Here is a 14,954-nt window from a genome sequence, read left to right as displayed (position 1 = left end):
AGTGATCAGAACTGATCACAGTGACCTGTTGACGACTGTTGTGCGCAGACGGCAGGCTTGGTGGTAAGCGTTTACTACCCCTTCCGAGGAGTCGCGATGCCGCCCTTCATCCGTCGCCGCCTGCTGCTCCAGGCCGGGCTGGCCGCCGGCGCTCTGAGCAGTCTGAGCGCGCTCAGCCTGCCCACCCGAGCGTTCGCCGAGGACGAGTTCGACGTCCTCCGGGCGCGCTGGGCCGAGCTGAACACCGGCGGTGCGATCGACGCCGCGGACAGCGCGTACGCCGATGCGCTCGCCGCGCTCAGCGAGCAGGCTCAGGGCTTCGTCGACACGCTGATCACGGCGGCGGACCGGACCGCGCTCTGGCCGGATCTCCCGCTCAGCGCGGCGAGCGGCAACTTCTCGATCAGCTACACGCGACTGAAGACGATCGCGATGGCTCGCGCGACCAGTGGCACCACGGTGACCGACGCCGGTGACCAGTTGAGCAGTGCGCTCGACTTCCTGAACGCCAAGAGCTTCAACGAATCGCTCAAGGAGACCGGCAACTGGTGGTTCTGGGAGATCGGCGCGCCACGCGCCCTCCTCGACACCTGCATCCTCGCGTACGACGTGCTCTCCGCCGACCAGATCACGGCGTACCTGCGGGCCGTCGACCACTTCGTCCCGGACCCGAACCGCCGGACGAACTCCCCGTCGCTGCGCGAAACCGGTGCGAACCGGGTCGACAAGGCGCTGATCGTCGCGCTCCGCGGGATCGTCGGGAAGTCCGCCGACAAGCTCGCCACCGCCCGCGACGCGCTCAGTGATGTCGTCGAGGCCGGCAAGAACAGCATCTTCACCTATGTCACGAGCGGCGACGGCTTCTACCGTGACGGCTCCTTCGTCCAGCACGGCAATCTCGCGTACGTCGGCACGTACGGCAACGTCGCGCTCGGAGGCGTCGCGAACCTGATCGCGCTGCTCGGCGGCTCCACATGGGAGATCACCGACCCGAACCGCGCCGTACTGCTGGACGCGGTCGAGGCGAGCTTCGCCCCGTTCATGACCGACGGCCTGATGATGGACTGCGTCTCCGGTCGCGCGATCTCCCGCGAGCAGGCCGGCGACCACAGCAACGGGCACGGCACCACGTCGACCGTGCTGCTGCTGGCGAGCGGTGTCGCCGAACCGTACGCCTCGCGCTACAAGGCGCTCGCGAAGGGCTGGATCACCCGTGACCGCCTGAACGACTACCTTCCCGGCGCTTCCATTCCCCAGATCTCCCGCGCGAAGACACTCCTCGCTGACACCGCCGTGACGCCGGCGCCGGCGACTCCGCAGCACTTCCAGTTCTACAACCAGGACCGCGTCGTGCACCGGCGCCCGGGCTGGACGTTCGCGATCGCGATGTCGTCGAAGCGGATGGCCCGGTACGAGTGGGGCAACGGCGAGAACCTTCGCGGTTGGTACGTCGGCGACGGCATGACCTACCTGTACACGGACGACCAGGCGCAGTTCAACGACGCGTACTGGCCGACGGTCGACGCCGAGCGCCTGCCCGGTACGACGGTGAGCACGAAACCGCGCGATCCCGGTGGCAGCGGCGCGGGCACCGGCACGGTCGCGGCCTACGCCGAGTGGGTCGGCGGGGCGTCGTACAACAAGATCGCGGGTGCCGTCGGTATGCACCTGATCAACTACGACAAGACCTTGCAAGCCCGGAAGTCGTGGTTCTGCCTGCGCGACTCGGTCGTTGCCCTCGGCGCCGGAATCGTCGGCACCGACGGCTATCCGGTGGAGACGGTCGTCGACAACCGGAACCTTCACGAGAACGGCACCGCTGCGCTGCTCGTCGACGGGCGGACCGCGAGTGGGACGTACGACGATCCGCGGTGGGCCCATCTGGAGGGCGTCGCGGGCTACGTGTTCCCGCAGGGCGGACGGGTCCGGACCGAGCGGGAAGATCGCACCGCGTCCTGGTCGGAGATCAACATCGGCAACGACACGGCCGGTTCGACCACGCCGTACACCCGGCGGTACGCGAAGCTGATCGTCGAGCACGGCACCGCGACCGGCGGCTACGCCTACGTCCTGTTGCCCGGAGCAACCAGTCGCGAGACCGCCGAGCGCGCTGCGGATCCGGGCCTGAGCATCCTCGCGAACACCTCAGCCGTGCAGGCGATCCGCTCACACCGTGAGCAACTGACGCTGGCGAACTTCTGGGCCGCGGGACAGGTCGGCGAACTCACCGTCGACGGGCCCGCGTCCGTCGTGGTCGGCAAGGACGGCCGTACGACGACCGTCGCGGTGTCGGATCCGAGCCGCACGGTGCAGACGCTGAGGCTGATTGTCGACAAGCCGATCGGCGAAGTTGTCGACAAGGACGCCACCGTGACGGTGGTCGCGACCGGCAAGCAGCTGGTGCTCGACATCGCCGTCGGTGGTACCCGAGGAGCGACGCACACCGCGTCCTTCCACTGATTTTCCGCAAGCAACCGGGGCCGGCGATCATGCGCCGGCCGGGTCGCCGGGTGCTGGCAAGTTCAACCAGGAGGTTGTTCGATGATGCCGCACGCCCGCCCCATGCAATTCACCAGGCGACGTGTTCTTCAGATCACCGGCGCCGGTCTGGCGCTCGCCGCCGTACCCACGGTGGCCAGCGCGCAGACCGGTGGTAACACCATCACGATTCCCGCTCTGCCATCGGCCCGCACGACGGAGCTCGACCGCACCCAGAACTCGCTCAGCGCCACCGAGCTCCGCTCGACGGGCTTCTATCTCCCGTCCGCGACCGCGCTCAACGTCGTCGTACACCAGGGCAGCCTGCTCCCGACGCTCGTGATCGGTGCACCGGACGCCGACGCGCGCGCCGAGTTCAAGTCGTCCCGTGAGTACCCGCTCCAACTGGGCCGCAACACGATCACCGACGCCGGCGGTGGTGTCGTCTACCTCAAGCTGATCGGCGATTCCGGCCAGGCGAAGGTGACGATCGGTGAGCAGGCCCAGCCGATGCCGTACTTCGTCCTCGGCCGCACCGGTGAGGCCGAGTTCCAGGGCCAGCTCGACGAGCGCACCACGCCGTACGTCGAGCTCGTCTCGCCGCACGCGACGATCACGGTCGAACGCGCCTCGGCCCTGACGTACCGCAGCGAGAATCACACCGATCTGCTGTCCACCTACGAGGACATCATCCGGATCGAGGACACCACCAGCGGGTACGACGGGTCCGCGCCGGTGCACGCGCGGTTGGTGCACCCGTACCACTTCGTCGGGTATCCGTCCGCGATCACGGGCGTCGGCGCGTATGCGACGCACGGCCACATGTCGTTCCCGCCGCCGATCCAGGACCGGATGCTGACCGTCGAGGGGCTGCGGATGCGCGGCTGGGGGATCTACCACGAGCTCGGGCACCAGCATCAGCAGATCACCTACAAACCCAGCTCGTTGACCGAGGTGACGGTCAACATCTACTCGCTCGCGGTCAACGCGGTCTTCGCAACGAAGTACGGCCAGCAGCCGCGGCTGCACGCACCGGACGCGAAGACCGGCCTCACACCGTGGCAGAGCGCGCCCGGCAAACTGCGATCGCCGAGAGTCACCTACGGTACGACGTTCGACGCGTACGAGAAGCTGGTGATGTTCGAGCAGCTCCGGCTGGCGTTCGGCGACAGCTTCTGGCCGAACCTGCACAAGCTCGTCCGCGTCGAGCGCCCGTACGCGAGCGACTACACCGACGAGGCGGTGCGGCTGCGGAATCTCGTGGTGCTGTCCAGCCGGGTCGCCGGTCACGACCTCAGCGACTTCTTCCGCGCATGGGGCGTGCCGGTCGACGCCGAGGCGATCGCTCAGCTCGCGGCGCTGCAGCTGACACCGCCGGCTGTCGACCCGACGACGATCCGCCAGTAGGACAACAAGACGAAGGCACCCACCGGGTCGGGGTGGGTGCCTTCGTCGTTCGGGGTGAGCTCAGTCGCGCAGGAAGAGCTCGATCACGACACTGTCGACCTCGGGGGCGCGGTTCGGCAGCTTCAGCGTCAGCGTGTTCTCCGGTAGTCCGGCCAGGTACGTGTGGCCGGGCGCCGACGGGTCGACCGTGACCCGCTTGACCTCCGACGCGTCGTGCAGGAAGTGCGCGTACTCGACCCGGTCGCCGAGCCCCGGCAGATGCAGATGCCCCATTGGCCAGGCGAAGATGTGCAGATACAGCCGCCGTCCGTTCTGCGTGTACCTGCAGTCGGCCGGCGGAACGTACGAGCTCGGCCCGCACTCGCGCACCGATCGCTCGTGCAGGTGCATCCAGTCGCCGATGCCGGTCAGCACGTCGAGAGCCCGGGGTTCCCAGGCGCCGCGGCCGTTCGGGCCGACGTTGAGCAGCATGTTGCCGCCCTTCGACACCGCGTCGACGAGCATCCGGATCAGCAACGCCGGCGACTTCCAGTCGTGGTTGTCCCGGTGATAACCCCAGCTGCCGTTCAGCGTGTGGCACGCCTCCCACGGCACCTGCGTACCGTTGCCTGCCGCAACTTCACTGCCCGGCGGCTGCACCTGCTCCGGTGTGGTGAAGTCGCCCGAGCCGAGACCCAGGCGATTGTTGACGAGAATCCCCGGCTGCAACTCGCGGACCATCGCGAGCAGTTCCTCGGACCGCCACTCGTCCGGACCCTTCGCGTTGAACCCGCGATCGGCGTACGAGAAGTCGAACCACATCACGTCGATCTTCCCGTACTCCGTGAGCAGCTCGCGGACCTGGCCGTGCAGATAGTCCGCGTACTTCGAGACGTCGCGGTCCGCCGTACGGTCGATGAAGTCGACGTCCTTGCGCTGCGGGTGGTACAGGTCGACCGGGAACTCCGGATGGTGCCAGTCGAGCAGCGAGTGGTAGAGCCCGATCCGGAAACCACGCGCCCGGAACGCATCGACCATCGGCGCGAGCAGGTCCTTGCCCCACGGCGTGTGCGGCGCGGAGTAGTCGGTCAGCTTGGTGTCCCACAGGCAGAACCCGTCGTGGTGCTTCGTGGTGATCACCAGGTAGCGCATCCCGGCGTTCCACGCGTCGTCGGCCCAGCGCACCGGGTCGTACAGGTCCGGCGAGAAGTGGTCGAAGTACGGCTGGTAGTCGGCGTCGGTGAGCTGCTCGTACGACTTCACCCACTCGTGCCGCGCCGCGGCCGCGTAGATGCCCCAGTGCACGAACAGCCCGAACCGCGCCTCGGTCAACCAGCTCATCGCGGGCTCGCACCGCCGCTCAGCGCCGACTCGAACTCGCCGCGGATCTTGTCGCCGCCGTCCTTCTTCCACTTCGCCAGGGCGGCGTCGAACGCGCTGATCGGCTTGCGTCCGGCGATCACGTCGTTGCGTACGTCGCTCAGCTTCTGCCCGATGTCGCTCCCGGACTTGTCGTTCGTCGGCGAGATCAGCGAGGCCGTCGGGTCCTTCACGACCAGGCCGATCAGCTTGGTCAGGTCCTCGTGCGCGCGGTCGACGTACGTCGGGGACTGCGCGTTGTAGAGCGCCTGCGGCGGGGCGGTGATGTACTTCCACGGCACGGTCATCTCGGCCTCACCCTTGCTGGTCAGCGTCGGGTTGCCCTGCGCGTCGCGGGTGAAGTCGACCCCTTCGACGCCGTAGCTGAGCAGCAGGTTCTCGGTGCTGCCGAACGGCGCGGCGAAGAAGTTCGCGACGTTGAGCAGCTCCTTCGCCCGCGCGTCGTCCGACTTCTTCATCAGCGTGTAGGCGAACAGGATGTTGTCCGACCAGGTGTTCGCCTTGCCGCCCTTGGGGGCCATCGGGACGAATGCCCGCGGGTCGTTCTTCGGGTTCAGGCGGGCCATGTCCTTGACGTAGCCGGAGTACGCCGGGAAGCCGTCGTACACCAGTGCGCCCTTGCCGGAGCGGAACGCGTTCTTCCGGGCGGTGCCGTCGATCCCGTCCGAGCCGGGGACCAGGACGCCGGCCTTGACCAAGTTCACGGCGTACTCGAGGGCCGCCTTGTACTCCTCGGTCTCGAAGCTCTTCACCAGCTTGCCGTTGTCCTGCTTCCAGCCGTACGGGACGCCGAACATCTGCTGGACCATCGTGAAGAACGTGTTGCCCTTGGAGTTCACGATCGCCCACTGGCCCTGCTGCGGCTTGGTGAGCTCCTTGCAGGCGGCCAGGAAGTCCTCCGCGGTGGCCGGGTACTCGATGCCGGCGGCATCGAACAGCCGCTGGTTGTAGAACCCGGCACCGCCGGTGATGCTGCGCGGGATCGGCAGCCCGTAGATCTTGTCCTGGACCACGCAGGCCTGCCAGATCACCTGCGGGATGTTCGCCAGGTTCGGGTAGTCCTTGACCTTGTCACCGGACAGGTACGGCGTCAGGTCGGTGCACTTCGCCGACAGGAAGGCGGGCAGATTGTTGACCAGGCTCGAATCGGACAACAGGACGAGATCCGGCAGCTCGTTGGCGGCCAGCACCGTCTGGAACTTCGTCGCCCAGTCGCTGTCCGGAACGATCGTCAGGTCGAGCGTGCCGCCGAGCTGCTTCTCGACCGCCTGCCAGGCCGCGTTCTTCTCCTTGGCCGGCGGCAGCGGGTCGAAGATGTCGGTCATCACGCTCACCTTGCCGCCGGACAGCGGCGGTGACTTCACCGTGGTGACGAGGTCCTTCGGGTACGTCCGGTAGCCCGGCGGTACGCCGTCCGCGGTGCCGGCCAGATCCGGTTTCGGACCCTCGAAGGCGACGTACGTTGGCAGCGCCACCGAGGAGGCGCGCGCGGTACCGGCCGCCGTACTGCCGTTGCTGCAGGCAACCAGCGTCGGGACGCCGGTGGCGCTCATCACGGCGACACCTACGGCGCTCCGCAGGAAGCTGCGGCGACTGAGTGATGGGGTGGTCACGGTCTTTCTCCTAACCCTTGATGGCGCCGGTGAGTACGCCCTTGGTGAAGTAGCGCTGCAGGAACGGGTAGACGCAGAGGATCGGGACGAGCGCCACGACGACGACCGCCATCTGCACGGCCTGGATCGACGCCACCGCCTCGCCGGGCGACTCGGTGCCGCCGCCGACCGGCTGGCCCTGCAGGACGTAGAGGCGAAGGACGAGCGGCAGCGGCCACTTGCCGGTGTCGCTCAGGTAGAGCAGTGCGTTGAAGAACGCGTTCCAGTGGCTGACGGCGTAGAACAGTGCGACGACCGCGAGGACCGCCTTGGACAGCGGCAGCACGATCCGGATCAGGATCGCGAAGTCGCCGGCGCCGTCGATCCGGGCGCTGTCCAGCAGTTCCGCCGGGATGTTCTGGAAGAAGTTGCGCAGGACCAGGAAGTTGAAGGCGCTGACCAGGCCCGGGACGATCAGCGACGTGTACGAGTTGTACATCCCGAGCGCCTTGACCAGCAGGAAGTTCGGGATGATGCCGGCGCCGAACAACATGGTGAACAGGACGGCGGTGAGGATGAAGCGTCCGGCGACGATCGGCCGGCTGAGTCCGTACGCGAGCGCGATCGTGACGACCATGTTGAGCGCCGTACCGACCACGGTGATGGCCGCGCTGACCAGCAACGCATGGCTGACCACGCCTCCGGCGAAGATCGTCCGGTACGCCGCCAGCGTCGGCTCGCTCGGGAACAGCGGAATGATGCCGCCGCGTCGCGTGATCTCGGACTCGCCGGCCAGACTCGTCGCCAGGATGTTGACGAACGGGTAGAGCACCAGCAGACAGACGACCGCGATCACCACACCCTTGAGCGCGAGCCCGGCCTTCGTCGGCGCCTCCATCCACGGCGGCCGCTGCGAGGTCTTCATCGGCTGTAGATCCCTTCGTGGCCGAAGCGGTGGGCGAGTTTGTTCGCGCCGAGGATGAGCACCAGGCCGATCACGCCCTTGACCAGACCGACCGCGGCCGCCGGGCCCCACTGGCCGTCGAGGACGCCGTGGAAGTAGACGTAGGTGTCGAGGACCTCGGCCGCGTCCGCGCCGACGGCGTCACGCTGGAGCAGGATCTGCTCGAAGCCGACCGACAGGATGCTGCCCAGGTTGAGGATGAGCAGCAGCAACGTGACCGGCACGATGCCCGGCAGCGTCACGTGCCACAGCCGCCGCCACCGGTCCGCGCCGTCGATCGCCGCGGCCTCGTAGTGCTCGGTCTCGATGTTCAGCAGCGCGGCGAGGTAGATGATCGTGCCCCAGCCGGCGTCCTTCCAGATCAGCTGCAACGTCACCAGCCACGGGAAGAAGCCCGAGCTGGTCATCAGGTCGACGCGCGGCAGCCCGAGATCGCCGAGCAGTTGGGGGAGCAGGCCGGTGCCGCCGATCAGCTGCTGGCTGATCGAGATCAGGATCACCCAGCCGATGAAGTGCGGCAGGTACACGACGCTCTGCACGAATCGCCTGATCTTCGGGCTGACAATGCTGTTCAGCAGCAGCGCCAGTCCGATCGGGGCCGGGAAGAACAGCACCAGCTGGAGTACGGCGAACTTCAGCGTGTTCAGCAGCGCGCGGTAGAAGTCCGGCTCGGCGAACACGGCGAAGTTGCCGAAGCCGACCCACGGACTCTCCTTGAACCCGAGGTACGGCTGGTAGTCCTGGAAGACGATCACGTTGCCCAGCAGCGGCACGTAGTGGAACACCACGAAGAACAGGAAGCCGGGCAGCACCAGCAGCAGCATCACGCGATCACGCCGCAGCCGCGCCAACAGCCCGCCGCCGGGCTTGGCCGGACGGGCGGCCTTGCGGGCGGAACGGCTCGCTGCGCGACTCGCGGCGCGGTCCGGTGCGCGGCCGGAGGATCGGCTGACGCGATGCATGATGCGCCTCCTGATAGTAAACGGTTGCTATCCCGGGTGGCAGTAACCATGAAACGTTCACCGCCTTGCTGTCAAGGACTTGGAGAACATGTCTTGACCATTGGCCGTCGAGCTGCCTACGGTTTCTAGTAACCGTTTACTAGGAGTGAGTCGTGCCGAATCCTGACACCGACCCGGGCAGCCGTCCGCGGTTGCGCACCCTCGTGGCGATGCCTGCGGAGACCTGGTCGGAGGTATTCACCCCAGCAACCCGCGAGCGCCTGCAAGCGTCCGCCGAGTTGCTCGGCCTCGACTGCGCCGGCTGCGACGAGGAGAACCTGGCCGGCGGGAGTTCGGTCGGCGGGAGTTCGGCCGGCGCTGGGCGGCCGCGGTTGGTGTCGTCGTTTGCTGAAGTGGCGGACGAGTTGGCCGAGGCCGAGGTGCTCCTGACCGGGTGGGGTTGCCCGCGGATCACTCCCGACGTACTCGATGCGGCGCCGAAGCTGCGGGCGATCGTGCACGCGGCCGGGACGATCAAGACGTTCGTCGACGCCGACGTGTTCGAGCGCGGGATCGAGGTGTCGTCTGCGGCCGCGGCGAACGCGATCCCGGTCGCCGAGTTCACGCTGGCGGCGATCGTGCTCGCGGGCAAACGCGCCTTCCGGCACCGCGACTGGTTCCGCGAGTCCGGCGTCAAACGACCGTTGCCCGGGGCCCCGGTTCTGGGCGCACTCGGTACGACGGTGGGCGTCCTCGGCGCATCGCGGATCGGCCGATTGGTACTCGAGCGGTTGCGGGATCTCGACGTGACGGTGCTGGTGAGCGATCCCTACCTGAGCCCGTCGGAAGCGGCCGCGCTCGGGGCCGAGTGGTGCGACCTTCCGACCCTGTTCGCGGCGAGCGACATCGTGACAGTGCACGCGCCCTTGCTGCCCGAGACCGAGGGGCTGGTGTCGGCGGAGCTGCTCGCGTCGATGCCCGACGGCGGTGTGCTGATCAACACGGCCCGCGGTGGGCTGGTCGATCACGCCGCGCTGGAACGCGAATGCGTGTCCGGCCGACTGGACGCCGTACTCGACGTCACCGATCCCGAACCCCTGCCGCCGGACTCATCGCTCCTCCACGCGCCCAACGTCTTCATCACCCCGCACATCGCAGGTGCCATGGGCAACGAAACCACCCGCCTGGGCGACGCCGCAGCCGCCGAAGTCGAGCGCCTAGCGGCCGGCCATCCACTGGCCCACGCCATCACCCGCGACGACCTCAACCGCATCGCATGAAAAACCAACCGGCCAAGGGCGCCACCCCAGCCCGCGCGCACCAGCCTCGCGGTCCGCACGAGCCTCGCGGTGCGCGGTGTGTCGCACGGCGCGGGGTTATCCGCTCGTTTCGGGGGTTCTGCGTTCGTAGACCAGTGGAGAACCCCCGACTGGAGGGGATAACCCCCGGCGGTGCGCGGGAGCTTCGCGGGGCGCGGTGCGTCGTACGGCGTGGGGTTATCCGCTCGTTTCAGGGGTTCTACCCCCGTATGTCAACGGAGAACCCCCAACTGGCGGGGATAACCCCTCGTGTGGCGCGTGTGGGAGTGCAGGGCGTCGAGTGGGACGAGGTGGGCGTGAGGGTTCTGGCTGGCGGGGCTGCCGAGCGGTTGCGGGGGCCGGCGCAGGTGGACTGGTTGTGGATGGGGGACGCATGAGTGGCGGGATGCGGTTGCCGGCGCCGGATCGGCTGGTGTCTTCGCGGACGGGGTATACGCGGGAGACCTGGCTCAAGGTGGCTGATCAGCTGCTCGACTCCTTGGTGCCGTGGTTCTCGGCGAGTGGGGCGCAGGTGCGGTTGCCGGGGCGGGGGAGTTGGTCGGGGGCGGACTGTGACGGGCTGGAGGGGTTCGCTCGGTCGTTCCTGTTGGCTGCGTTCCGGATCGCGGCCGGTCAAGTCGATGAGCGATTGGTCGAGCGGTACGCGCGGGGGCTCGTGGCCGGTGCGGCGGGGGACTGGCCGCGGTTGACGCCGTGCTCGCAGCAGATGGTCGAGGCGGCGGCGATCGCGGTCGGGCTCCACGAATCGCGCGAGTGGTTGTGGGATCGGTTGGACGATCGCGAGCAGGGGCACGTGGTCGACTGGCTGAGCGGGTTCGTCGGGTCGCGGACGTGGGACAACAACTGGCGGCTGTTCCAGGTGGTCGGCGAGCAGTTCCTCGCGTCGGTCGGAGCGCCGTACTCCCAGGACGACATCGATGCGGGCCTCGACCGGATCGAGGACTGGTACGTCGGTGACGGGTGGTACTCCGATGGCCCCGGGCAGAACTTCGACCACTACATCGGGTGGGCGATGCACCTCTACCCGGGGCTATGGACCCGCATGGCCGGTCCCTCGGCCGATGGCAGGCTGAAGCTCTATCGCGAGCGTCTGCACCGGTTCCTCGAAGACGCCGTCCACCTCACCGGTACGGATGGCGCGCCGATCCACTTCGGTCGTTCACTCTGCTACCGGATGGCCACCGCAGCGCCGTACTGGATGGGTGCGCTCCTCGACGCCACCCCGCTCACCCCGGGCCAGACTCGTCGGCTCTGCTCCGGCACGCTCCGCCACTTCGTCGACAACGGCGTCCCCGACGAGCGCGGTCTGCTGAATCTAGGCTGGCATCACCACTACCTGCCCACAACTCAGCCGTACTCCGGCCCGGGCTCGCCGTACTGGGCCTCGAAAGGTTTCCTCGGCCTGCTCCTCCCAGCGGATCACGCCGTCTGGACCGACCGCGAGGAGGCGCTCCCGCTCGACAATCACGATCAGATCCGCCCGATGCCGGCGCCGGGTTTCCTCATCCAGTCCACCCAGCACGACGGTCTGGTCCGCCTCCTCAACCACGGCGGCGACCACAACGCCGAAGGCGATCCGCACTACAACCGCCTGGCGTACTCGACGCGCACCGGCCCCGAGTTCACCGACCACGCAGTCGACAACTCGATCGTCCTCGACAGCGCGCCCGCCGGCCGACGGCGGATCAGACGTATCGCCGTGGCGGCAAGTGGAGCGGCCTCGTGGTGGACGACGGAGGACGCGCGGATCGAGGTCGCGAGCGTCGTGCACGGCCGGATCGAGGTGCGCTGTGTGCTGGTCGACGGACCGGAAGGGATCGTGCGTCACGGCGGGTATGCGGTGGCGCACGAGGACATGCCGGCCGAGGCAGTCGCCGACGGATGGGCGCAGGCGACCCGCATCGATCGGCTGACGAGTGTGGTGGTCGGACTGCACGGGTACCAGCGGGTCGACGTACGGCGTGGGCTCGACACGAACGCGTTCGGCCCGCACTCCGCCACGCCGTACCTCGAGGCTCAGCACCGCGGAGAAGGTCCGCAGGTGCTGGTGTCCGCGGTGGTACTGTCCGGCGACACGGTCTGGCCGGAGGCGCTGGCCGAGAGCATCGCCGTGACGGTGGACGGGCTGCACGTCACCATCCGGTTCGCCGACGGCACGAGGGCCGACGTACAGCTGGGTGAGGAGGTGGGTGATGGCGGCGGATCAGCCCCGGTCGCGGGCGCGCCGGCGTGACCCCGAGGCCGCCCGGACGATCCGCGACGTGGCCGCCCGGGCCGGTGTCTCCACCGCCACCGTCTCCCGCGTTGTCAACGGCAACTATCCGGTCGCCGCCTCGACCCGCGCGGCCGTCGAACGTGCGATGCGTGACCTCGGGTACGTCGCGAACGCGCACGCCCGCGCGCTGGCCGGCTCGACCACCCGCGTGGTCGGCATCGTCGTCAGCGAGATCGTCGACCCTTTCTTCGCCTACATTGCCCGTGGCGTCCAGTCCGAGGCGCTCGCCTCCGGCCGGCTCTGCCTGGTCTGCTCGACGCAGGGCGGTGAGTCCGCCGAGCTGCGGTTCGTCGACCTGCTGCTCGAGCAGCGTGCCGACGCGGTGATCCTGGTCGGCGGCGCGGTCGAGGACAAGGAGTACTTCGCCGCGGTCGGCCAGCGTGCCCGCCAGCTCGCGAGCAGTGGTTCGAGCCTGGTCCTCTGCGGCCGGCCCGGGCTCGAGACCGGCGTACCGGCGTACGCGGTGGAGTACGACAACATCGGCGGCGCCGCGGCGATCACCGATCTGCTGCTCAGCGCGGGCCACACCAAGATCCTGTACCTCGGCGGCCCGACCTTGCTCTCCACGACGACGGCCCGGTTGACCGGGTTCCGGCAGGCTTTCGCCGCCCGCAAGCTCGAGCACGATCCCGCCCTGATCCGCACCGGTGCGTTCGGCCGCCAGTGGGGCTACGAGCAGACGCTGCGCGCGCTCGACGACGGCCTCGACTTCACCGCGATTTTCGCCGCCAACGACATCGTCGCCGCCGGCGTGTACGTCGCCCTGCGCGAGCGCGGCCTGCGGATCCCCGAGGACATCTCGGTCGCCGGGTACGACGACGTACCCGTGGCCACCGAACTGCAGCCGGCGCTGACCACCGTTCGGGTACCGCTCGAGGAACTCGGACGGGCCGCCGTCCGGGCCGGGCTGGCCGGTCAGGAGCCGAGCGCGGACCCGTTCGCGCACCAGCAGCCGATGACGACACTGGGGACCGTCGTCGTGGTCCGCGACTCGGTCGGGCCGCCGGCGTCGCGATGATCACGCACAGCTAACTCCCAGGAACTGCCGCCCTCGGTGACCAGCGCAATTCACAGCGTGATCAGCGGTGACACTATGTCAGGACCATGTGCGTCCGGTGTCTCAGCGTGACGATGGAGTGCTTGACATACCGGTGAGGACGTCTGAGACTCAGCTCACTTTCGCGATCCGAGAGCGCTCTCAATCCCCTCACGTTTCAGGGAGCCTGAACCATGCGGCCCAGTGTCCGCTATCGCCCCGTAGCCGGACTGCTCGGCTGTGCCGCGATCCTGCTCGCCACCGCCTGCGGTGGCGGATCCGGCGCCGACGGTGCCGGCAAGGCCGCCGACGGGCCGCAGATCGAACTGACCATCGCCACCTTCAACGAGTTCGGGTACGACGACCTGTACGCGGAGTACGAGGCGCAGCATCCGAACATCAATATCGTCGAGCAGCACGCCAAGACCGTCGACGACCACGTCAAGAACCTGGACGCCAACCTCGCCTCCGGATCCGGCCTGGCCGACATCGAGGCGATGGAAGTCAGCTGGATCTACAAGTACCTGGCCAAGGCGGACAAGTTCGTCGACCTGCGCCAGTACGGCGGGGACGACCTGAAGAGTCGCTGGCTGGACTGGAAGGTCGCCGGCGCCACCACGGCCGACGGGAAGATCATCGGCTACGGCACCGACATCGGGCCGGAAGCGATCTGCTACCGCCGCGACCTGTTCGCGAAGGCTGGGCTGCCGACCGATCGCGCCGCGGTCGCGAAACTCTTCCAGGACTGGCCGTCGTACTTCGCCACCGGGCGGAAGTTCAAGCAGAAGGTGCCCGGCTCGGCGTGGTACGACTCCGCGGTGCTGACCTGGGAAGCGATGCGCAACCAGCTGATCCAGGCGTACTACTCGAACCAGGACCGCTTCCTCGGCGACGAGAACCCGCTGCTCAGGAAGACCTGGGACCAGGTGGTCGCGGGCAGCAAGGACGGCCTGTCCGCGCGGCTACCCGCCTGGAGCGACGCGTGGAACGCTGCCTTCCGGACCGACAAGTTCGCGACGATGGCGTGCCCGGGCTGGCTGCTCGGTGTCATCCAGGACAACGCGGGCAGCTACGGCAAGGGCAAATGGGATGTCGCGGATGTGTTCCCCGGCGGCGGCGGGAACTGGGGCGGCTCGTACCTGACCGTGCCGGTGCAGTCGCCGGAGCCGGAGGAAGCCGCGAAGCTCGCCGCCTGGCTGACCGCGCCGGAGCAGCAGATCAAGGTGTTCAAGAAGATCGGCTCGTTCCCGTCCACGCTCGACGCGTACGACGATCCGCAGGTGACCTCGCAGGTCAACGCGTACTTCAACAACGCGCCGGTCGGGAAGATCTTCGTGAACCGGGCGCAGAACGTGATCCTCAAGCAACACAAGGGTCCGCGCGACGGCGAGATCAACCAGATCTTCAGCGCGGCGCTCGCCCGCGTCGACAACGGCAAGCAGTCCCCGGACTCCGCGTGGGACCAGGCGGTCGACCAGGCGGACACGGTCGCGAACACCCGCGCCGGAAGCTGAGCGCCGGAGCGGAACCGGGCGTGCGGGAGAAAACTGCCAACACGCCCCTTCAGGCGGCCAATGACTGAC

10 protein-coding genes are annotated in these 14,954 nt (G+C 68.1%); 6 read left to right on the top strand and 4 right to left on the bottom strand.

Annotation, left to right across the window (positions count from 1 at the left end):
• The first annotated feature begins 96 nt into the window (after positions 1–96).
• Both AC0662_RS25855 and AC0662_RS25850 read left to right on the top strand, forming a co-directional pair.
• The gene (locus AC0662_RS25855) at positions 97–2,460 is read left to right on the top strand and encodes a polysaccharide lyase 8 family protein (RefSeq protein ID WP_478303793.1); all 2,364 of its coding nucleotides are present in this window, start codon (positions 97–99) and stop codon (positions 2,458–2,460) included.
• Positions 2,461–2,562: 102 nt separating this feature from the next.
• Positions 2,563–3,885 carry a M60 family metallopeptidase gene (locus AC0662_RS25850; protein WP_478303791.1) on the top strand — a complete coding sequence of 441 codons (1,323 nt, stop codon included), beginning with the start codon at positions 2,563–2,565 and terminating at the stop codon, positions 3,883–3,885.
• A gap of 60 nt (positions 3,886–3,945) precedes the next feature.
• Here AC0662_RS25850 and AC0662_RS25845 read toward each other — a convergent pair whose 3' ends face one another.
• From AC0662_RS25845 to AC0662_RS25830, 4 genes are read right to left on the bottom strand one after another with little or no spacing between them, the layout of a single operon-like run.
• Positions 3,946–5,205 carry an alpha-L-fucosidase gene (locus AC0662_RS25845; RefSeq protein WP_478303789.1) on the bottom strand — a complete coding sequence of 420 codons (1,260 nt, stop codon included), beginning with the start codon at positions 5,203–5,205 and terminating at the stop codon, positions 3,946–3,948.
• Complete coding sequence (locus tag AC0662_RS25840) at positions 5,202–6,857, bottom strand: type 2 periplasmic-binding domain-containing protein (protein WP_478303787.1); 1,656 nt, start codon at positions 6,855–6,857, stop codon at positions 5,202–5,204. The genes AC0662_RS25845 and AC0662_RS25840 overlap by 4 nt, the downstream gene beginning before the upstream one ends.
• A 10-nt stretch (positions 6,858–6,867) precedes the next feature.
• Positions 6,868–7,761: a carbohydrate ABC transporter permease gene (locus AC0662_RS25835; RefSeq protein WP_478303785.1), complete on the bottom strand. Its 894-nt coding sequence runs from the start codon at positions 7,759–7,761 to the stop codon at positions 6,868–6,870.
• The gene (locus AC0662_RS25830; protein ID WP_452194440.1) at positions 7,758–8,762 is read right to left on the bottom strand and encodes an ABC transporter permease; all 1,005 of its coding nucleotides are present in this window, start codon (positions 8,760–8,762) and stop codon (positions 7,758–7,760) included. The genes AC0662_RS25835 and AC0662_RS25830 overlap by 4 nt, the downstream gene beginning before the upstream one ends.
• Before the next feature lie 152 nt (positions 8,763–8,914).
• Between AC0662_RS25830 and AC0662_RS25825 the strand changes: the two genes are divergently transcribed.
• The 4 genes from AC0662_RS25825 to AC0662_RS25810 all read left to right on the top strand — a co-directional run bounded on the left by AC0662_RS25825 (position 8,915) and on the right by AC0662_RS25810 (position 14,885).
• Positions 8,915–10,021 (top strand): hydroxyacid dehydrogenase, encoded by a 1,107-nt coding sequence (locus AC0662_RS25825; protein WP_478303782.1) that lies wholly within the window; start codon positions 8,915–8,917, stop codon positions 10,019–10,021.
• Positions 10,022–10,433: 412 nt separating this feature from the next.
• Positions 10,434–12,293, top strand: a complete 1,860-nt coding sequence (locus AC0662_RS25820; RefSeq protein WP_478303780.1) for a DUF2264 domain-containing protein — start codon at positions 10,434–10,436, stop codon at positions 12,291–12,293.
• Positions 12,253–13,353 (top strand): LacI family DNA-binding transcriptional regulator, encoded by a 1,101-nt coding sequence (locus AC0662_RS25815; protein WP_452194436.1) that lies wholly within the window; start codon positions 12,253–12,255, stop codon positions 13,351–13,353. The genes AC0662_RS25820 and AC0662_RS25815 overlap by 41 nt, the downstream gene beginning before the upstream one ends.
• 212 nt (positions 13,354–13,565) lie before the next feature.
• A complete protein-coding gene (locus AC0662_RS25810) occupies positions 13,566–14,885 on the top strand; it encodes an extracellular solute-binding protein (protein WP_452194434.1) in 1,320 nt (439 codons plus the stop codon).
• Positions 14,886–14,954 lie beyond the last annotated feature (69 nt).

Source organism: Kribbella sp. NPDC043289, from assembly GCF_056436705.1.
The sequence above is the reverse complement of the archived record's forward strand: the minus strand, read 5'-3'. Positions and strand labels throughout refer to the sequence as shown.